The organism is Vibrio sp. SSH13-20 (assembly GCF_040104475.1).
In the GTDB taxonomy this organism is placed as follows: Bacteria; Pseudomonadota; Gammaproteobacteria; order Enterobacterales; family Vibrionaceae; genus Vibrio; species Vibrio harveyi.
This window is the reverse complement of the sequence record NZ_JBECOU010000002.1, coordinates 750,145-770,379: the sequence shown is the minus strand read 5'-3', so window position 1 is coordinate 770,379 and position 20,235 is coordinate 750,145. Positions and strand designations below refer to the sequence as shown.

The following is a 20,235-nucleotide window of genomic DNA, read 5'->3' as shown; positions in this document are numbered from 1 at the left end:
TCAATTTCTGCTACGCAGTGTAATTTTACCAACCTTAATCAAAGATGAACAAAGTATTCACGGCAAAATCTGACGTTTAAAAACGCAAAAGCCTCTGAGAATTTCAGAGGCTTCGGGGATCTTGATAACCAGTTTACACTCTAATCGTCTTCGATAAGCTTGTAGATAACAAACAGTGCAATCTCCAAAATCAACCACAAGACACAAGTGATGGTAACGTATTTTTCATCGAAGATACTGATGCCGTGAAGGATCAAGTCGTAGCCCACAAAGCTACCGATCACAACCGCAAGGACTATTTGTAGAATTTGAATAAAACGAGGCATGCCGTCTCCTAATCATGGTCAGCATAACAACAAAATTTGTTATGCCTATAAGTTTATATCTGATTATATAGACAAAAAGTGCAGCTTTCGCTGCACTTTTGTCAAATGTTTGCTAGGTAAATCAGCACTTTGTCACATTCTCTCGATTGAGACGCCTGCGCCTCGCCGAGTCAGACTCCGCATGACACAAACCTTGTGACCTGACAAATTAGCAACTCGTGGCTTACGCTTCCATCTCTTGGATTTTCACTTTCCACGTATCTGGACCAATTTGGTGTGCATTTACACCATTCGAGTCCACTGCCACGGTAACTGGCATGTCTTCAACTTCGAACTCGTAAATTGCTTCCATACCCAAATCTTCAAACGCCACAACGCGTGCTTTTTTGATCGCCTTCGCAACCAAGTAAGCCGCTCCACCTACCGCCATGAGATAAACGGCTCTGTGGTTTTTGATTGACTCAACCGTAGCTGGACCACGCTCGGCTTTACCTATCATACCCATAATGCCCGTTTGCTCTAGCATCATGTCAGTAAACTTATCCATTCGCGTGGAGGTTGTTGGACCTGCAGGACCAACAACTTCATCACCCACTGCATCAACCGGACCAACGTAGTAGATGAACTTGCCCTTAAGATCGACACCTTCTGGTAGACCTTCTCCCGCCTCTAGCATGCCTTGGATACGTTTATGTGCCGCATCACGACCAGTAAGGATTTTGCCAGACAGCAGAACGGTTTCACCCGTTTTCCACTCTTGGACTTCTTCTTTAGTGACCGTATCAAGGTTAACGCGACGTGTGTTCTCGCCTGCTTCCCAAGTAATGTCTGGCCAATCTTCCAGTTTTGGCGGCGTCAACTCTGCCGGTCCCTTGCCATCAAGGGTGAAATGCACGTGGCGTGTCGCTGCACAGTTCGGGATCAAGCACACAGGTTTCGAAGCGGCGTGAGTCGGTGCAGTTTTGATTTTCACATCAACAACTGTCGTTAAACCGCCTAAGCCTTGAGCACCGATGCCAAGTTTGTTTACACGATTGAAGATATCAAGACGAAGCTCTTCTTCCGCATTTTGAGGACCACGGTCAATCAACTCTTGAATGTCGATGTGTTCCATTAGAGATTCTTTTGCCAGTACCGCTGCTTTTTCTGCAGTGCCGCCGATACCAATGCCAAGCATACCTGGAGGACACCAGCCCGCGCCCATAGCTGGTAGCGTTTTCTCTACCCATTCTGCTATGTCATCTGACGGGTTCAGCATGACCATCTTAGTTTTGTTCTCAGAACCGCCACCTTTCGCAGCAATTTGAATTTCAACTTTGTCTCCAGGCACCATATTAATGTGCACGACTGCTGGCGTGTTGTCTTTGGTATTGATTCGCTTACCAGCAGGGTCCATAAGAACCGAGGCACGCAATGGGTTGTCTGGGTTTGTGTAAGCCTGTCGGACACCCTCATCCACCATTTGTTGTACCGTCATATCGGTCGAGTCCCACTCGACGCCCATGCCGATGTTCACGAAACAAGTCACGATCCCCGTATCCTGACAGATCGGTCGATGACCTTCCGCCGACATACGAGAGTTAATTAGGATCTGAGCGATGGCGTCTTTTGCCGCCTGGCTCTCTTCACGGTGGTAGGCTTTTTCAAGGGCTTGAACAAAGTCTAGCGGGTGGTAGTAAGAAATATACTGTAGCGCATCAGCAACACTGCTGATGACATCCTGCGTGCGTATTACCGTCATTGCATGCCTCATTATTGTTATGCTTTGCTTCCATTATTGGCTTGGCTTCAATCGTGTTTGTTGAGCTTATTGCTCTTGATGAGCTTTGTTTTTATAAACGTTTATTTTTAAACCATGTTTTATAAACAATTGTCGAACGGCTGATATCGACACACGAGTAAATGAAGTCGCCTTCTTTTATAGTAAAACCACCTCCAAGCCTTTGTATAGAGGTAGTTTGGCTATACAAGGGTTTATGATACTCTTGCTGCCCATGACATGCCATGCAGTGAATGAACTCTTTGTCACAATTTAAACAAATGAACAACATGGATACGCAATTGCTTGATTTTAAGGCATTGGATTACGCCAACGACCTCGCTCTTTCGCTATTTTCCCGTATTGAAAGCCAACCTTGGGCGATGCTTTTACGCTCTGCCTCGCAGACGCACATCGATAGCCGGTTCGACGTATTAGTCGCAAACCCAATCGCTACCCTTGAGACAGTGAGCAGTGACACACAAATCACCACATCAAACGAAAACTACGTTTCCCAAGATGACCCATTTTCTTTGCTAGAAGACCTTCAGCAGCGGCTACTACCACAGGTTGAAGCTGACGCAAAATGGGATGTGCCGTTTGTCGGTGGCGCACTGGGTTACTTCAGCTACGATTTAGGTCGTCGAGTCGAATCCATGCCTGACCTGGCAGACAAAGATTTGCGTACTCCAGACATGGCTGTAGGCTTGTATGAATGGGCGCTGATCGTTGACCACAAGCTAAACAAGGCGTGTATGGTCGGCCGAAACATCGAGCAAGCATGGCAATGGCTCAATGCGCAATCGAGCGCGGATGTTGAAGACTTCAAGCTGATTAGCGACTGGCAATCCAATATGACGCAAGCGTCCTACGCTTCTCGTTTTGAGCGTGTGCAACAGTACCTACTGAGCGGCGACTGCTACCAAATTAACTTAGCACAACGTTTTAACGCCGCCTATCAAGGCAGTGAATGGCAAGCTTACAAAAAACTGGAAGAAGCAAATCAAGCGCCTTTTTCCGCGTTCATTCGTATGCCTAAATCAGCGATTATTAGCGTGTCACCAGAGCGTTTTCTAGAGCTTAAAGATAACGTTATTGAAACCAAACCGATCAAAGGCACTCGTCCTCGCAGTCAAAATCCACATCAAGATTCCGCCAACGCGTTTGATTTACAGACCGCAGAGAAAGACCAAGCAGAGAACTTGATGATAGTCGACTTACTTCGCAACGATATTGGTCGGGTCGCGGCACCAGGTAGCGTACATGTACCGAAGCTATTTGATATTGAGAGCTTTCCCGCAGTGCATCATTTAGTGAGCACCATTCGGGCCAACTTAGACATTCGCTACTGCGCTGCAGATCTGCTTCGTGCATGTTTTCCCGGCGGTTCGATCACTGGTGCGCCGAAAGTACGGGCGATGCAAATCATTGAAGAGTTAGAACCTCATCGACGCAGCGCTTATTGTGGCAGTATTGGCTATATTTCCCGTCATGGGCGTATGGACACCAGTATTACAATCCGCACTTTGGTCGCAGAAGACAAACGGCTCTACGCATGGGCTGGTGGCGGTGTGGTCGCAGACAGTGACTGCACTGCAGAATATCAAGAGACCCTGGATAAGCTCTCAAAGATACTACCAGCGCTCAAATCATGAGCAAAAAACCTCAATCGAAATAAACAAAGCGGCACTGCAACATAACCGTGCCGCTTCTCTTTATATGTTCTCGTGCTCTCTATTCGTCTAACCACTTACACATCATCTGCTCAATATCCGCAGCAGTATATGGTTTAGTTAGGATGTCATCCATCCCAGACTCCACGCACTTTTGTCTTTCCTCAAGGGTGGTGCCTGCTGTTAGTGCAATAATCGGTCTGTGAAAGCCATTTTCTCGAAGGTGTACCGTTGCTTCATAGCCATCCATTTCCGGCATCCGACAATCCATAAAGATCAATTCGTAATCTTTCTCTTTCACCGCATCAAGCGCTTCTAACCCATTGTTTTTCAAATCTGGAGTAATATCGAGCTTTTTCAGCATTTGAGTCACAATCACTTGGTTCATGCGAATATCATCCACCACCAACACTGAACGCCCAGACAGATCTATCTGATGACCAATTAAAACATCGCCAGCCGCTCTGCCCTGTGCTTGTCCTTGTTTCAGTGGCAATTTGACTTTAAAGATAGTGCCCTTGCGCGGCTCACTGACAAAGCTGATTTCGCCGTCCATCAAATCAACCAAATTCTTACAAATCGCAAGTCCAAGCCCAGAGCCTTCAAAACTTCGCTTGGTAGAGCGGTCGGCTTGCACAAAGGGGTCAAATAAAGCTTGCTGCGCTTCCAGCGGGATACCAATCCCAGTATCTTCCACTTCAAACAGAGCGCAGCCATCGCTCCATTCGACACGAAGCACCACACCTCCAAGATTGGTAAACTTAATCGCATTACCAATCAAATTGACCAGAATTTGCGTAATACGTTCAAAGTCTCCAATCAAGTACTCAGGAATACCCAACTTCTTATCAATAGAAAAGTGAATGCGCTTTTCCGCAGCTTTGGCTGCAAATACGCCGGTCAAAGCATTTTCTAGGTCTTTCCAAGCAAATACTTTGTTTATGATTTCCATCATACCCGCATTCATCTTACTGAAATCGAGCAAGTCGTTAATAATAACGCGTAGCAGATCGCCTGATTGACTTAGATTACCAAGGTATTGAAGCTGCTCTTCCTCCAAGGGGGTTTTACTTAACAGCTCCGCGCTGCCGAGCACACCATTTAATGGCGTTCGCAACTCATGGTTAATCATGGCAACGAATTCTTTGGTCGCCTTTTCCGATGCTTCGGCACGCTTACGTAATTCAACTTCGCGTTCTAGGCTCAAGTGACGGCTAATAACGCCATGAACTAAATCAGACACTAATACCATTTGCTTGGAAATGAATTCTTGGTCAACTTGTTCAAGATCCACAGAAAACACAAGCTCGCCTAAAATCATTGAATCGATAATAATCGGCAGGTAAAGCTTCTGCGCTTGCCAGCGAGGCTTGGCATCGATGGGCGCATCATGAGCAAGATTAAGATGACCAAATTGATGACGACGCAACGAAGATAAATGCGTATCGCTCAAATACAGGTACGCACCCGACACAACCGAATTAGATGTCAGTTGCTCCAAAAAGCTGGCAATCATGGTTTCATCAAAGGTGCTAGAAAGGAAGGTACGACCAAACTTAATCAGCGTGGCATCGATTTGCTCTTCAAACTCAAACTTGCGCAAGTCGTGCTCTGACTGCATTTCCAGCTTTTTTAAGGCTACGCTCAGTTGCTGATTCGCCTCGTACAACTCTAAGCTTTTTTGCTCCAGCAGTGTTTCTGCTGCTTTTCGCGATGCCACTTCTCGTTTGAGTTTCCTTTCTAATGAGGAACTTCCTGTCATATTGCCTTATTGAGCCTCCAGCCAAAAACGAACTTGGCTTCCATCTTGCGACTGATTTTGGTGCTTAATGATCACCGTTTCATCAAAGTGAGTGGCACAGCCTTTAATTAACCCCACACACACATGCGCCATGCAGCGCGCACTCCGATAATCGAACACCATCTCCGATTGAGTTTCACTGATAAAGTCAAATTGCGGTGGATTGGCATCTGGATAAAGCTTTTTCACTTCCACGTGAATAAAGTCTTCCACATGACGCACAAATTGAAACGTAGTGGAGCATTGCTGCAAGCTGGCATGGTTTGGGATTGATTTGAGCAGGTTTTGAAACACACACTCACCAAACACTTCTTGTAACTGCTCCGGTGGAATGTTGGATATTTTGCTGAGGTTGACAATTAACTTGACCAAATCACGATGATCATAACTGCCGACCGAGGTGTAGATGCCTTCATCATTAGATAAGTCGAGCACTTGGTCCAAAACTTCCAGACCAAACTTCTCTTCCACTAACTCCATGAACTCTGTGAAAATAATCCCTTTCATCGTCTTCAACTAACCTTATAGTGACGCCTTAAAATAAAGAATGGTGTATAAAGGTATAACTTTCAAATTAATATGCTTCAGCACACAGGTGTTTTCAGTAAAAGGATTGAGCATTGGTTATTGATAAATCGACATTACTGCAGAACTTCCAACTGCAAATGCCCACAGGCTATCATCGTGAGTCTTTGGGACGCTTAGCGCACTTAGAATCATTGAAGTTGAGAGAAGCGGCCGTATTGATTGGCTTTGTCGAACGTGAACAAGGTCTGCAAGTGATTTTGACCAAGCGTGCCGAGCACTTAAAGCATCATCCAGGGCAAATCAGTTTTCCTGGGGGCAAATTTGAAGATGACGATCAAGTACTTGTAAATACCGCCCTTAGAGAAGCAGAAGAGGAAATTGGTATTCATCAAACAGATATAAGGGTGTTTGGTCAGTTGCCCAAGCTACCTACTATTAGCCAGTTTAATGTGACGCCATTTTTAGCCTTTGTCTCACCAGACTATTCGACTCAGATCGACCCAAACGAAGTCGCCGAGGTTTTTGAGGTGCCAGCAGATCATATTTTGAATCCAAAAAAGCTTTACAGTACAAAATTCAAACTAAAAAACACCAGTCACCGTGTGTTTGCAATCCCCTATCAACAGCATTTCATTTGGGGAATGACAGCACAAATTATCGAATCGATGCAAAAACACATCATTTCTAACTAACTGTCTTATCAATGATAATCTTGCTTCTATAGCAAACATCATGTGCATCAATATTAATAAAAGGTTATTTTTCAAACATTCGTTCACATTAGTTTAATTTGGATTTTATATCGCAAACGCTTGCGGTGAGATAAATTTATACAATCGCCCCTTCAGATAAGTTTTTCTAATTTTACTCATTAGCAATAATCACGTGTAGCACGCCGTTTTCGTGATAAAAAGCAGGTTTTTGACATATCATTCAATAAGCTCGAGCAATACATGATTTAGATCTAATTTTCCTAGTGCAAAATCTTGCAAAATTGCTCCCGACTTATTTCCTGTTCCCAAAATGAGTAACTCAAAAATGAATACAACTACTTCTGCGGCTTCGACCGCACAATCGTCTAGTAAGTTTTCTTACAAAGACTTCACTTGGTGTCTGTCCCTGTTTGGTACAGCAGTAGGTGCAGGTGTACTTTTCCTTCCTATTAAAGCAGGTGCTGGCGGTTTCTGGCCATTAGTTATCCTAGCGCTAATCGCGGCACCAATGACTTGGTTCGCACACAAATCTCTCGCTCGTTTCGTACTTTCTGCGAAAAACCCTGAAGCGGACATCACTGACACAGTAGAAGAGCACTTCGGTAAAACTGGCGCAAACCTTATTACTTTTGCCTACTTCTTCGCTATCTACCCAATCGTACTTATCTACGGTGTTGGTATCACAAACACAGTTGACTCTTTCCTAGTCAACCAAATGGGTATGGAATCTATTCCTCGCTGGCTACTGTCTGGTGCACTTATCGCAGCAATGACAGCAGGTGTAGTATTTGGTAAAGAACTAATGCTGAAAGCAACATCAGCAATGGTTTACCCACTAGTATTTATCCTACTAGCACTTTCTTTCTACCTAATTCCTGATTGGAATACATCAATGATGGAAGTATCACCAAACTGGGGCGAAATGCCGACCATCGTTTGGCTAGCAATTCCAATCATCGTATTCTCTTTCAACCACAGCCCAATCATTTCTCAGTTCTCTAAAGAACAACGTCGTGTATACGGTGATGACGCAGTGAAGAAAACTGACGCTATCACTGGTGGCGCAGCAATGATGCTTATGGGTTTTGTAATGTTCTTCGTATTCTCTGTAGTACTTTCTCTATCTCCAGAGCAACTAGCATCTGCGCAAGAACAAAACATCTCAGTACTGTCTTACCTAGCTAACGTTCATGAGTCTCCACTTATTTCTTACATGGGTCCTCTAGTAGCGTTTGCAGCGATCACTTCTAGCTACTTTGGTCACTTCCTTGGTGCGCACGAAGGTCTAGTAGGTCTAATCAAATCTCGCTCTCAAACTCCTGTCAGCAAGATTGAAAAAGTATCGCTACTGTTCATCGTAATCACAACTTGGATCGTTGCTATCGTTAACCCAAGCATCCTAGGCATGATTGAAACAATGGGTGCACCGATGATCGCGGCAATCCTATTCTTGATGCCTGTATTCGCAATGCAGAAAGTACCAGCAATGGCGAAGTACAAAACTTCAGCACCTGTACAGATTTTCACAGCAATCTGTGGTCTTGCGGCAATTAGTTCTGTAATCTACGGCGCTCTTTAATCACAGCTGCTTTATTTAGCGTGATTAATCCAAGAATATAACGATAATAAAAGCCTCCCAACTCCCCTTGGGAGGCTTTGTTCTGAGGTAATCGATATGATTAGTGTTTTTGACATCTATAAAATCGGTGTTGGTCCTTCAAGCTCACACACTGTAGGTCCAATGAAAGCGGGTAAAGAATTTATTGATGATCTTCGTGCAATGGGAAAACTGCGCGACATCACTAAAATCACCGTTGACGTTTATGGTTCACTATCACTGACAGGGAAAGGTCACCACACGGATATCGCGATCATCATGGGTCTTGCAGGCAACTCCCCTGAGAAAGTAGATATCGACTCTATTCCGGGCTTTATCGCTCGCGTAGAAGAAACTGAGCGCCTACCTGTTGGCATGCACTGTCATACAGTATCGTTCCCGAAAGATGGTGGTATGAACTTCCATACTACTAACCTTGAGCTACACGAAAACGGCATGCAGATCCACGCTTGGATCGATGACGAAAAAGTATACTCAAAGACTTACTACTCTATCGGCGGTGGTTTCATCGTTGATGAAGAGAATTTCGGTAAAGAAGTAGAGAACCCTATCAAGGTTCCTTACGAATACACAACGGCAGAAGAGTTAGTTCATCAGTGCAAAGAAAGCGGTCTTTCTATCAGCGCACTTGTGATGAAAAACGAACACTCTCTGCACTCTGATGAAGAGACTCGTACATACTTCGCAAACATCTGGCGCACAATGCGCGAATGTATGGATCGCGGTATGAACGAAGAAGGCATTCTGCCTGGTCCACTACGCGTACCTCGTCGTGCGGCAGCACTTCGTCAGCAACTGCTTACTTCTGAAAAGACAACTAACGATCCAATGTCAGTTGTTGACTGGGTAAACATGTTCGCTTTCGCTGTAAACGAAGAAAACGCTGCCGGTGGTCGCGTTGTTACAGCACCAACGAACGGTGCGTGTGGCATCATCCCAGCGGTACTGGCTTACTACGATAAGTTCATCCAGACAGTAACTGAAAAAGATTACATCCGTTACTTTGCGGCTTCTGGTGCAATCGGTGGTCTTTACAAGCGTAATGCATCTATCTCTGGTGCAGAAGTTGGTTGTCAGGGCGAAGTTGGCGTAGCGTGTTCGATGGCTGCAGCTGGTCTTGCTGAGCTGATGGGTGGTAGCCCTGAGCAAGTATGTATGGCAGCAGAAATTGCGATGGAACACAACCTAGGTCTAACTTGTGACCCTGTAGCGGGTCAGGTTCAGGTTCCATGTATCGAGCGTAACGGCATCGCGGCAGTAAAAGCGATCAACTCAACTCGTATGGCACTGCGTCGCTCATCTGCACCTACGGTTTCTCTGGATAAGGTTATCGAAACCATGCTAGAGACCGGTAAGGACATGAACGCAAAATACCGTGAGACATCTCAAGGCGGTCTAGCAATCAAAGTGATTTGCTAATCCTCCCCTCTCAATTGAAAAGCCCGAGCACATTGCTTGGGCTTTTTTTTCGCTTCTGCTTTCTTAATCCACCGAAATACAACTAGATTGAGCTTTATAAAAAAATCTAAAATGGTCACTATATCCAGAAGTTTAGGATATGCCCGTAGAAGGTCACATACCTGATACATCAATATTGATAACGTATTCAAAAAATTAATCCTGGAGCGCAATAACACATGATTAGGTTTGAACTCGGAAACCAAATCTGCGTTTGCCTGACCGAAAAAGAACTTTCACTACAGCTCAATCATTCCATCCACTCTTCTATTCCTGTAAACCGAATCGAATATTTGATCCTTAGCACCATCGCCGCTTTTGGCAGCCTAAACGCGCCTATTAGCCAGAGGAAAATCGAAAAGAAGTTATCAGCGCAACATCATTTGATGTTGCCGGAAAGTGGATTTAAGAACGCTGTTGCGTCGGTACGAAAGAAGTTCAGGCAACTGACAAAGAATCACGTAGAGGCACCTAAGTCTCTGATCGAAAACATCCACCGAAAGGGATATTTTGTGCCATACGATAGCCAACATGCACAAAAAGACGGACTTCTGCAGCAAGCGCGGATCCATCAACAAGCGACACACAGCATAAGAAGAGCAATAGGCATCTGCTTACGCAGCCGTGCGCTGTACTTGAATCTACTGTTTTTTCTCGTTTTTACTATCATCTTGTATGTTGCGATTTGCTTTTACACAATCAGTACGATTGTCAGGCAAAACTATTTTGATGATGCGATGGACTTTGCCCATGATCTGGCACAGCGTAGCTGCTTTGAGCATGAAGACCGCTTACGTGGTTTGTTCGATAATATCCAACTGGTCGAGTCCGCCTTAATGACGGACAAACACAATATTCGTTGTTTGGTGACACCAGAAACCGTCGTGCCGGTCAACGAGAGAGACCGCAACCTTTGGCTCAATAACGAAAGTTACACCACGCATTCATTTTTCTTTGACGGCGCAGAAGTGTTGGTGCGAGTGAAAAACATCAATCTAGCGAATAGCATAGAGAGCCACATGTCGCGAATGTTTTTGTCGGGAATGAAAGTGTGTACGAACACCGGTACAGCGCTCGAAATTGGCGATACCCAGGGCAACTCGTTTTTATATAACGTCAATGATAACGGCTACAAAGAGATCTATTATGTATCCGGACCGATCACAAGCATCCTTGTTTTGAGCTTTATACTAATGTTTATTACCAGACATAAAAAGCTGCGTTCGCTGGTCTCCTACCTATGGGCAATTCGTCAGTTCACCCTAAAGCTTGAACCTATCCATAACACATCAAATCGGCAAAATATTCACTATGAGGTACTGTCACGTTTTAAAGTTAAAAACACTCAGCGATTTATTGAACGTTTGATTGCCAATGGCTTACTGATCAATCACACCTTACTGGTGATAAAAACCGTCTATGGCGACGCAAAGTCATTACTCGCCCCTCTCAGCATCAACGTATGTCCTTCTCTTCTCATTGGGCGCAATTTTACGCGTCTTTATCGTCAGTTGTCCCAGTTAGACTGTACACTGCTGACCATCGAGATCACGGAAAATGCCTCGATGTATTACACGCGCGAGATATTTGACAACATCAGTAAGCTCAAACAGCTTGGTTGTAAAATCAGTATTGACGACTTTGGTACTGGTAATAACAATGTTGAGCTGATTAGCCACATTACGCCGAATTACCTGAAAATTGACCGTCTGTTTGTCATGAACTTAAAGCAAGACGACAAAAAGGTTGAAACTCTGCGCCAGCTAATCGCGATGGGACACACGTACCACTGCACAGTGATCGTAGAAGGTGTTGAAACTGCAGAATGCGCACATCTACTCACCACCCTTGGCGCGCACATCCATCAAGGGTTTTATTACCCATTGTGTCGCTAGCGGCTTCTATTTATTGACAAAATCTGCACATAACCAGATTGCGTACTTTTTATATCCACAACTATAATGGCGGTATCGACTTTACCGCCTCTAAATAGATTCAGCACATGATCGCTATTAAACCAGCCAAGCTGAAAGATTTTGCCAGCTTGATGCAAATGGATGTGCACGACGATCAAAAAGGATTTTTCAAGCCCTTTGAACAGGCTTACCAACAACGCGCCAAATCGGAAGTGTTTTACACCATATTCCACGACTATTTGACTGTGGGGTATTTGGTGATTGATAAAGCATTTGCTCAACATGCGCCTTTTGCTAAACGTCATGAACTTGGGTTGACCTACCTCATGATTGATAAACGCTTTCAGCGTCAAGGGATAGGCAAAGCGACGCTGCAAAAGTTGATGGTGTATGGTTACGCTATTGATGCCGAAAGCAACTCGATATGTGCGACGATCACCAGCACCAACCAAGCGGCGATCAAACTGTTTGAGACAACTGGGTTTGAAAATACGCAAAAGACCATTTACGACGCTCAAGGTAAGGCGCTGATCATGCGCCATGCATTGAGTTAAGTCGAAAACAAACCACCGAAATAAAAAATGGGCAGTCTATATTGGACTGCCCATTTCACTTTAAACTGCCATGACTTCAGCTTGCCAGCCATAGCCAATGTATTCTTTCGCCAATTCTTCGGCAACAAACGTCGATACTACGACTTCCACCCACATGCTATGTGATCCCGCGCGATAACGCAGTTTCATCATCTTCATTGTACACCTCTCCGCAAGGTGAAAGAGGCTTAACTTGCTCGCCATTCACCCAAATGATAATAAAAAATGACCGTATCCATGCAGTTGGAGCCCTTTGCCCATACGTGCGTGAACTCTCTCCTTGAGATAAAATGGATACCGTATATGTGATTCGAAAAACTTCGAATTATTGCGGGAGCAATTTTGCAAAATGATAGGGCAAGGGTGTAGAGTAAAAATACTGCATTTATAAAAAACGATAAGATGGGCCAACTTTTATGGGCAGTGATATAGGTAACACCACCAAATCCACCAGTTTTGATGCGTTGATGATACGTCAAGCGAAGCTTTTAACGTCCGCACATGCTGACGAATGTGAAAGCTACCTCAAGCAGTTTATGCTAGAAGCCATGGAGTGGTTTGAAATCGATCGTATGACAATGTTTCCCAACTCCATGCTGTTTTTCAATCAAGGGAAAACGCTTTCTGTTGCTCGCGAGCCACACCAAGTTCTAACGACTAAGCAAGTCGGGGTCGAAGATGGCGAACGCTACCTGCGCTTAATTGGTAATTCTGAGAAAACCCAGTTTTTCGATAAAAACGCTTTAGCCAACAGTGATGTAGTGGTATTGCGCATGCTGTCAGCACAAGGCGCGTGTTGCCATTACACTATTCCACTCGTCCAATTTGGTCAGCGCTGGGGCGGTCTCTCTTTTACTCTCTTTGGTAGCAACAGTTGCGGCTTATCCGAAAGCCAGCTTGAACAGGTTAGCTTCATCTCTCATATGTGGCTGTCCTTTTGGCAACATTCAAAGCTACATCGTAGTTTGCACCGTCCAGACATGAAAACCGACCAAGAAAATCACCGCATGCTACGTTTGAGTCACCGTCAATGTGACGTGCTGGGTTTGCTGGCTAAAGGATTATCAGCAAAAGAAATTGCCACAGAACTCAATCTAAGCCCAAGAACGATCGAATCTCATAAATATCGGTTGCTAGACATGCTAGAGCTGGATAGTCATGCAGATTTAGTTCAGTTTGCACTGAGAAATGGCATAGGCTATTAAACGCCCACTAATAAATTCTTGATAAAGAAAAAGGCAAGCCGTTTGGCTTGCCTTTCTTGTATGCATGCAGAAGACGATTACTCACCTTTGTAAATACAACCTGCGGTACACGTCTCTTTGATCTCTACTTTACTAAGCAGAGGTAAGCTTGGCTTAAGTTGTTGCCAAATCCATTTTGCTAGAACTTCGCTGGTTGGGTTTTCCAGACCTTCAATGTCGTTCAAATAGTAATGGTCGAGACGGTTATAGATAGGTTTGAATGCGGCTTTGATTTCAGCAAAATCTACAACCCAACCTGTATGAGGGTCTACTTCACCTTCTACATAAAGACGAACAAGGAAAGAGTGTCCATGTAAGCGTCCACACTTATGACCTTCAGGTACGTGTGGCAAGTGGTGTGCCGCTTCGAACATAAACTCTTTATACAATTCTGTTTTCATCTTGATTCTCAGGCTTTAAAAAGACACGCAATACTAAGGAATTCACCCTTTAATGACAACCTTTATCAATAGCGCCCGCTATGAATAGCAAGGCAAACGATAAAGCAGTAAATCATGACGTATTGAAATTGAAAACGCAGGCGCCATTATCTAACCAAGTAGAAAATTTTTGGCATTAAAAGATCTTAAAAAAACACCGTGCCGTTTTTTTGTCACCACGTCAAAGTTTTGATTACACACCACTTACATCACATTTACATAACCACAAAATGTTTGGGGTCACATTCAGTTAGCCAATTCATCGCTCAAGTGCAACTAACCTCTTAATATTGTGGGGTTCGTTCCAATAACACTTATAAAAATATGCGCTCAACTATTACCTTTAAACTCCTACTCGCCCTGATCGCCGTGTTCACTTGTGTTCTTGCCGTGTCCACTGGGTATCAGTACTGCCAACAAAAAACACTTATTAATGATGTACTAAGCGAACAGTTACACGACAAAGCCAGTAACTACTTCGACAGCTTAAACATGATGATGCTGACAGGCACGATGTCGCAGAAAGAGACACTACGACAAAAAGCGCTGGCACAGGAAGGCATTGAACAAGTACGCGTGTTGCGTGCCGATGCCGTGTCAAAGTTTTATGGTCAAGGGCAAGCCAACCAACAACCTCTCGACGACATCGATCAACGGGCACTGAGCGGGGAATTGGTCATTGAACCCATCAGTGCTGAATGGGGTAAGGGCTTGGTCGTCGCTCTACCAATGAAATCAAGTGAGGACTATCGAGGCACAAATTGCGTGTCCTGCCATATTGCTCCTGAGGGCGAAGTGCTTGGTGCTATTCGTCTTGAATACAACATGAGTCACGTCAACACGCTGATTAACAAGCAAGCCGTATTTGCGATGGGGATCATGTCAGTGATCGCATTTGTTGGCTTCCTCATCACTATGGGACTCATCCGAAAAATCATCGTCCGCCCTATTCAAAATACATCACGCTTTATGTCTAACGTTAGTGCCAGTAAAGATCTCTCCAAGCGTCTGTCGGGCACGCAAAATGATGAAGTCGGTCAATTGTCGGATTCCATCAATTCGTTTATGGATACGGTGTCAGAGAGTTTAGAACGCGTTCGAGATACCTCCCACTCTCTTGCAGACTCAGCAGGAAGGCTGACTGATGTAGCTCAATCGACCGATGAAGCTGCTGATAATCAACAAGTCGAAACCAATGAAGTGCAAACCAATATTACCGATATGCTTGAGCAACAAAGTGTGGTGGAGCAAGCAACAGTCGATGCGACAACCTTAGTTAACCATACCGTTGACGTTGCAACCACCAGCGCAGGTCAAGCCCATCATGTCAGCGAAGACATCAAGCACCTTGTGACCGATATTGATAAAGTGCGTGAGAACATTGCGACGTTAAACCAACAAACTGATGAAGTGTCATCAATTCTTGGCGTGATAAAAGGCATCGCTGAGCAAACCAATTTATTGGCGCTTAACGCCGCTATTGAAGCCGCCCGAGCCGGAGATCAAGGTCGTGGTTTTGCGGTAGTTGCCGATGAAGTGCGCAATCTTGCCTCTCGCACCGCCGAAGCCACCAGTAATATTGAGACGATTATTTCTCAGTTCCAACAAGGCAGCGAAGAGTCGTTAACCTCGGTCGATACAGTGTGCGAATTTGCTCATCAGCGCTCAATAGATGTCGAAGCATTGTCACAGACCATGCACAATGTGGTCGATGAGATGCATCAAGTACTTAAACACGCTGAAAATATCCAACATCAGACACTAACAACATCTGGGGTAAGCAAGCACATCCAAAGCAAAGTTGACACCATTACCTTACACGCAAACGAGACCTCACAATCGGCATCGCACACTCGCGAGATCAGTGTCGATCTGGAACATCTTTCAGAGCGTTTGGAGTCATTACTTAACCAATTTACCCTGTCAGAGAGAGCACAAGAGAATAAATAAGGAAATTCTCTCCTTCAAATTGAATATAAAGGTTGAAGCTGACGATTTGACAGGTAATATGTTTCGTTGAATCTAAAAAATTCTATCCAACTCAACACTTCGCTTGTTTTTTAAACAATTTTGTTGTGAGACAGGCACTTTTAAGTGTTGAGTTGAATTTTTACCTCAATGGAGAATATTGAAAACATGACTTACGCGCCTGTATCAGACGTTTTGAAAGGTCAGCTAGCAGTAGACAGTGAAGTAACTGTTCGTGGCTGGATCCGTTCACGTCGTGATTCCAAAGCTGGAATCTCTTTCCTTGCCATTTATGACGGCTCTTGTTTCGACCCGATTCAGGCCGTGGTCCCTAATAATCTTAATAATTACGACAACGAAGTACTTAAGCTAACGACTGGCTGCTCTGTTGAAGTAACTGGTAAGATTGTTGCCTCTCCTGCGAAAGGTCAAGACTTCGAACTAGCAGCAACTGACGTTAAAGTTGTTGGCTGGGTTGAAGATGCTGACACTTACCCAATGGCAAAAACTCGTCACTCTATCGAGTACCTACGCGAAGTCGCTCACCTACGTCCACGCACAAACGTGATTGGTGCAGTAGCACGCGTACGTAACTGCCTATCTCAAGCAATCCACCGCTTCTACCACGAGCAAGGTTACTTCTGGGTATCAGCGCCATTGATCACAGCTTCTGACGCAGAAGGTGCTGGTGAAATGTTCCGCGTATCTACGCTAGACATGGAAAACCTGCCTCGCACTGACGATGGTAAAGTTGACTACAACGAAGACTTCTTCGGTAAAGAGACGTTCCTAACGGTATCTGGTCAGCTAAACGCAGAAGCTTACGCTTGTGCACTAAGCAAAGTTTACACGTTTGGTCCTACTTTCCGTGCTGAAAACTCAAACACAAGCCGCCACCTAGCGGAATTCTGGATGGTTGAGCCTGAAGTTGCGTTCGCAGAACTAGACGACGTTGCAAAATTGGCTGAAGACATGCTGAAGTTTGTATTCAAAGCCGTTCTTGAAGAATGTCGTGATGACCTTGAGTTTTTTGCTCAACGTATCGACAAAGAAGCAATCACTCGCCTAGAGCAGTTTGTCTCTTCTGACTTCGCACAAGTTGACTACACAGACGCGATCCAAATCCTGCTTGATTCTGGTCGTGAATTCGAATTCCCAGTTGAATGGGGTATCGATATGTCTTCTGAACACGAGCGCTTCCTTGCTGAAGAACACTTCAAAGCACCTGTAATCGTTAAGAACTACCCGAAAGACATCAAAGCATTCTACATGCGTGCTAACGATGACGGTAAAACAGTTGCAGCGATGGATGTACTAGCACCAGGCATCGGCGAAATCATCGGTGGTTCTCAACGTGAAGAGCGTCTCGACATCCTAGATGCACGTATGCGTGAAGTGGGTATCGATCCTGAGCACATGAGCTGGTACCGCGACCTACGTCGTTACGGCACAGTGCCACACGCAGGCTTCGGTCTAGGCTTTGAACGTCTAGTATCTTACGTAACAGGTATGGGCAACGTTCGTGACGTGATCCCATTCCCACGTACTCCTCGCTCTGCGAACTTCTAATCACCTAGAGTGATACAGAATTAAAAAGACCTCCCAAGTGGAGGTCTTTTAGTTTGTGGCAGTTTCATCGTTTCTGTTATTTCAACTATTTCAGCGTCACACTCATTGCATTGTCGTTAACCGCACCAATCATGAGTGGCTTACCTACGTCACCCTCTTTGATTAACACTTGTGTGTTCACACTAGAGCTAGAATGCTGGGTTTTACTTTCTTGCATAGCAATAACGTCAACGAGGTAGCCCGACGACTGTTTTCTCACAAAGCCAGAAAAATCAACCTGCTCTTGATCATTGTTGATTTGGGCTTCGAACTGTTCGTTGGCTTGTATTTGAGCAACAAGCTCCGACTTGCCGTAGTGTAAGATCACCGATTCGGGCTCATCACCTTGATTAGCCGTGCAACCAAAAGTGATAGCAGACAGTGCCAGTAGCCATGCATGTTTCATAGTGTTTATTCCTAACTTCTATCTCATGAATCTAAGGCTTATTCTCATCATCTTTATCTGCCTTGGCGGCATACTTAACACCCAGTACGCACAAACCAAACATAATAAAGGGGATCACAGCCGCGGTGTATTCCGTCCACGCCATGTGAGAGAACGATTTCGCCAAAATAAGGTGCGCAAATACCAACAGAAATGCGCTAAAAATGGCAACGGCGATCAATCTTAATTCATGTTTTACCAACTGCTTTTTCATTGTCACTCCAATCATCACAATATTTCTGTATTCGATTGAAGCACAACCCAAGTAAACCACTCTGATACAGTTAGGTCAAAAAAGGATTAAACAGTTTCTTTAGTGAAGTAACTCACCCAATTTCCGCAAAGCCTGACACAGATTGTCATCAATGGGCAGAGAAGTATTCAAACGCAGATAGTCCTGATATTGCTCATCGACCGAGAACAACGCACCATGCGCAACAGTTACCTGCTGTGATAGCAAGGTGTGATGAACCGCTTTACTGCTTATCCCTTGAGGCAACTTAAGCCATAAGAAATAACCGCCAGGTGGAAGATAGTACTCAATAGATTTAGGCAAACACTCTTTCATTGTTTGCACAAACATAGCTTGGCGCTGTTCAAGCCCTTTACGCAACTTTCTTAGATGATTGTCATAGCTGTCATTTTGCAGGTAATGCGCAACTCCCTGTTGAATAGGTGCACTGCCAGATAGCGTCGACATCAGTTGAAGCTTTTGAACACGCTCGTTAAAGCGCTTGGTGATCACCCACCCCAACCGATAGCCAGGACAAAGACTTTTTGAAAGAGAGCCACAATGCAAAACGCGCTCTTGGTCATCATAGGTTTTCAGCGATGTAGGTTTCTTGTCGGAGAAATACAACTCTGCGTATACATCATCTTCAATCAGATACACATTATGTAGATTGGCAAGCTCAACAACACGTTGCTTTTGTTCGTCGCTCAACGAAGTGCCTGTTGGATTATGAAAGTTACTCATAAGCCAGCAAGCCTTAACGTTGTGCTGTGCAAAAGCTTGTTCCATCTGAGCCAAGGAATGCCCTTTCTCGGCATCTACCGAGATCTCAATGGCATTCAACCCTAGTCGTTCAATTGCTTGTAACGCACCATAAAATGTTGGCGACTCAATGACAACCGTATCCCCTGGCTCAGTAACCACTTGCAAACTGAGGTTGAGCGCTTCTAACGCGCCAGAGGTAATAACGATATCATCATGCGTTAAAGTCATGCCTTGCTGTATATAGCGCTGGGCAATCGAGCGGCGTAAAGAAGCACTACCCGGTGGTAGGTTATCTAACAAGGTATCTGGTCCCATTTTTCGCCCGGAACTGGCAAGGTTACGGTTTAGTGCTTCGAGAGGAAAAAGTGCTGGGTCAGGAAACGCGGAGCCTAGCTTTGTCGCGTTTGGCACGGTTTGTTGTTTGAGGAAATCGTACAACTCATCGTTTAGTGAAGTGCGATACGTATTGTTATCAGCACCAGTAGCGTCGAGACGTTCGAGCTCAGCAGTAACAAAGTAACCCGACTGAGGTTTAGCAATCACCCAACCTTGCGCTTCGAGCAATTGATAGGCTTGTAACACAGTTCCTGTACTGACCGAATGGTTGCGGCTAGTGACACGCACGGAGGGCAACTTCTCTCCTGCTCTCCATGTATTTTGTTGAATTTGCGTTTTAAACAGCTCAGCCAGTTGGCGGTATCGGTTCATGCTTCCCTCATTTCTTACTACCGAGCGCACCTTAGCATACTTCACGCCCTGATTCCGATCTTCGACTTATCAAACTCGAAACGTAATTAATCAATCTTAGTGATATCAATTGACGTTACGAAATGAGAATTTATGTTCCATACTTTCAAAGGTATGAATATTCTACGGGAGGAAATGATGAAAATGTTTACGATGGATGACCTCTCTTATCGAGGCGTACACCAAGGGGTTCATAGCTGGGACCACCCAGAAGGCAATAACCCATATTATTGGCACCCAGATTGGTTACACATCGCTGAGGATGCGCTAGGGGTGCACCCAAAAGCAGAGCTCGATGTCCCAGAGGGTGAAGCAGCCACATCTGAGCATGCAAAGGCAGCAATTATCAAACATCTCAATGGGCAATAATATTGATTATACCCAAGTGACTTCAAGATGCA

The 20,235-nt window shown here is 44.8% G+C and carries 19 protein-coding genes; 10 read left to right on the top strand and 9 right to left on the bottom strand.

Going from position 1 to position 20,235, the window contains the following annotated elements; translation table 11 throughout:
* Positions 1 to 140 precede the first annotated feature (140 nt).
* Entirely contained in the window at positions 141 to 326 is a 186-nt protein-coding gene (locus ABMY42_RS08730) for a hypothetical protein (protein WP_005433708.1), read from the bottom strand.
* 223 nt (positions 327 to 549) lie between these two features.
* Positions 550 to 2,067 carry a fumarate hydratase gene (locus ABMY42_RS08725; RefSeq protein ID WP_349266207.1) on the bottom strand — a complete coding sequence of 506 codons (1,518 nt, stop codon included), beginning with the start codon at positions 2,065 to 2,067 and terminating at the stop codon, positions 550 to 552.
* Between the two features lie 308 nt (positions 2,068 to 2,375).
* On the opposite strand from ABMY42_RS08725, the gene pabB reads away from it, so the two are divergent.
* Complete coding sequence (pabB, locus tag ABMY42_RS08720; RefSeq protein WP_349266206.1) at positions 2,376 to 3,740, top strand: aminodeoxychorismate synthase component I; 1,365 nt, start codon at positions 2,376 to 2,378, stop codon at positions 3,738 to 3,740.
* Positions 3,741 to 3,819: 79 nt separating this feature from the next.
* Here pabB and ABMY42_RS08715 read toward each other — a convergent pair whose 3' ends face one another.
* Together ABMY42_RS08715 and ABMY42_RS08710 are read right to left on the bottom strand one after the other, a co-directional pair.
* Complete coding sequence (locus ABMY42_RS08715; protein WP_026138239.1) at positions 3,820 to 5,520, bottom strand: ATP-binding protein; 1,701 nt, start codon at positions 5,518 to 5,520, stop codon at positions 3,820 to 3,822.
* Between the two features lie 6 nt (positions 5,521 to 5,526).
* Positions 5,527 to 6,066 (bottom strand): heme NO-binding domain-containing protein, encoded by a 540-nt coding sequence (locus ABMY42_RS08710; protein WP_009698373.1) that lies wholly within the window; start codon positions 6,064 to 6,066, stop codon positions 5,527 to 5,529.
* A 113-nt stretch (positions 6,067 to 6,179) separates the two neighbouring features.
* Between ABMY42_RS08710 and ABMY42_RS08705 the strand changes: the two genes are divergently transcribed.
* From ABMY42_RS08705 to ABMY42_RS08685, 5 genes are all read left to right on the top strand, one after another.
* A complete protein-coding gene (locus ABMY42_RS08705; protein ID WP_005445194.1) occupies positions 6,180 to 6,779 on the top strand; it encodes a CoA pyrophosphatase in 600 nt (199 codons plus the stop codon).
* Between the two features lie 346 nt (positions 6,780 to 7,125).
* Positions 7,126 to 8,379, top strand: a complete 1,254-nt coding sequence (locus ABMY42_RS08700; protein WP_005445192.1) for an aromatic amino acid transport family protein — start codon at positions 7,126 to 7,128, stop codon at positions 8,377 to 8,379.
* A gap of 96 nt (positions 8,380 to 8,475) precedes the next feature.
* Positions 8,476 to 9,837, top strand: a complete 1,362-nt coding sequence (locus tag ABMY42_RS08695; RefSeq protein WP_005445190.1) for an L-serine ammonia-lyase — start codon at positions 8,476 to 8,478, stop codon at positions 9,835 to 9,837.
* Positions 9,838 to 10,055: 218 nt separating this feature from the next.
* Positions 10,056 to 11,771, top strand: coding sequence for an EAL domain-containing protein (locus ABMY42_RS08690; RefSeq protein WP_349266205.1), 1,716 nt, complete (start codon positions 10,056 to 10,058; stop codon positions 11,769 to 11,771).
* Positions 11,772 to 11,878: 107 nt separating this feature from the next.
* Positions 11,879 to 12,346, top strand: coding sequence for a GNAT family N-acetyltransferase (locus ABMY42_RS08685; RefSeq protein ID WP_005445185.1), 468 nt, complete (start codon positions 11,879 to 11,881; stop codon positions 12,344 to 12,346).
* A 60-nt stretch (positions 12,347 to 12,406) separates the two neighbouring features.
* Here the strand turns inward: ABMY42_RS08685 and ABMY42_RS08680 are convergent, their stop codons facing one another.
* The gene (locus ABMY42_RS08680; protein ID WP_005445182.1) at positions 12,407 to 12,544 is read right to left on the bottom strand and encodes a hypothetical protein; all 138 of its coding nucleotides are present in this window, start codon (positions 12,542 to 12,544) and stop codon (positions 12,407 to 12,409) included.
* Positions 12,545 to 12,801: 257 nt separating this feature from the next.
* On the opposite strand from ABMY42_RS08680, the gene ABMY42_RS08675 reads away from it, so the two are divergent.
* The gene (locus ABMY42_RS08675; protein ID WP_005445181.1) at positions 12,802 to 13,590 is read left to right on the top strand and encodes a LuxR C-terminal-related transcriptional regulator; all 789 of its coding nucleotides are present in this window, start codon (positions 12,802 to 12,804) and stop codon (positions 13,588 to 13,590) included.
* A 77-nt stretch (positions 13,591 to 13,667) separates the two neighbouring features.
* Here the strand turns inward: ABMY42_RS08675 and queD are convergent, their stop codons facing one another.
* Positions 13,668 to 14,030 (bottom strand): 6-carboxytetrahydropterin synthase QueD, encoded by a 363-nt coding sequence (gene queD, locus ABMY42_RS08670; protein WP_005376896.1) that lies wholly within the window; start codon positions 14,028 to 14,030, stop codon positions 13,668 to 13,670.
* Positions 14,031 to 14,393: 363 nt separating this feature from the next.
* Between queD and ABMY42_RS08665 the strand changes: the two genes are divergently transcribed.
* Together ABMY42_RS08665 and asnS are read left to right on the top strand one after the other, a co-directional pair.
* A complete protein-coding gene (locus ABMY42_RS08665) occupies positions 14,394 to 16,019 on the top strand; it encodes a methyl-accepting chemotaxis protein (protein ID WP_349266204.1) in 1,626 nt (541 codons plus the stop codon).
* Positions 16,020 to 16,205: 186 nt separating this feature from the next.
* A complete protein-coding gene (gene asnS / locus ABMY42_RS08660; RefSeq protein WP_005445169.1) occupies positions 16,206 to 17,606 on the top strand; it encodes an asparagine--tRNA ligase in 1,401 nt (466 codons plus the stop codon).
* Between the two features lie 85 nt (positions 17,607 to 17,691).
* On the opposite strand, the gene ABMY42_RS08655 is transcribed toward asnS, so the two are convergent.
* From ABMY42_RS08655 to ABMY42_RS08645, 3 genes are all read right to left on the bottom strand, one after another.
* Complete coding sequence (locus tag ABMY42_RS08655) at positions 17,692 to 18,051, bottom strand: hypothetical protein (RefSeq protein ID WP_017189471.1); 360 nt, start codon at positions 18,049 to 18,051, stop codon at positions 17,692 to 17,694.
* 31 nt (positions 18,052 to 18,082) lie between these two features.
* The gene (locus tag ABMY42_RS08650) at positions 18,083 to 18,304 is read right to left on the bottom strand and encodes a hypothetical protein (protein WP_017817919.1); all 222 of its coding nucleotides are present in this window, start codon (positions 18,302 to 18,304) and stop codon (positions 18,083 to 18,085) included.
* Between the two features lie 99 nt (positions 18,305 to 18,403).
* On the bottom strand, positions 18,404 to 19,795 hold the full coding sequence (locus ABMY42_RS08645) for a PLP-dependent aminotransferase family protein (protein ID WP_050907699.1): 1,392 nt from the start codon (positions 19,793 to 19,795) through the stop codon (positions 18,404 to 18,406).
* Between the two features lie 177 nt (positions 19,796 to 19,972).
* On the opposite strand from ABMY42_RS08645, the gene ABMY42_RS08640 reads away from it, so the two are divergent.
* A complete protein-coding gene (locus tag ABMY42_RS08640) occupies positions 19,973 to 20,203 on the top strand; it encodes a hypothetical protein (protein ID WP_050907700.1) in 231 nt (76 codons plus the stop codon).
* Positions 20,204 to 20,235 lie beyond the last annotated feature (32 nt).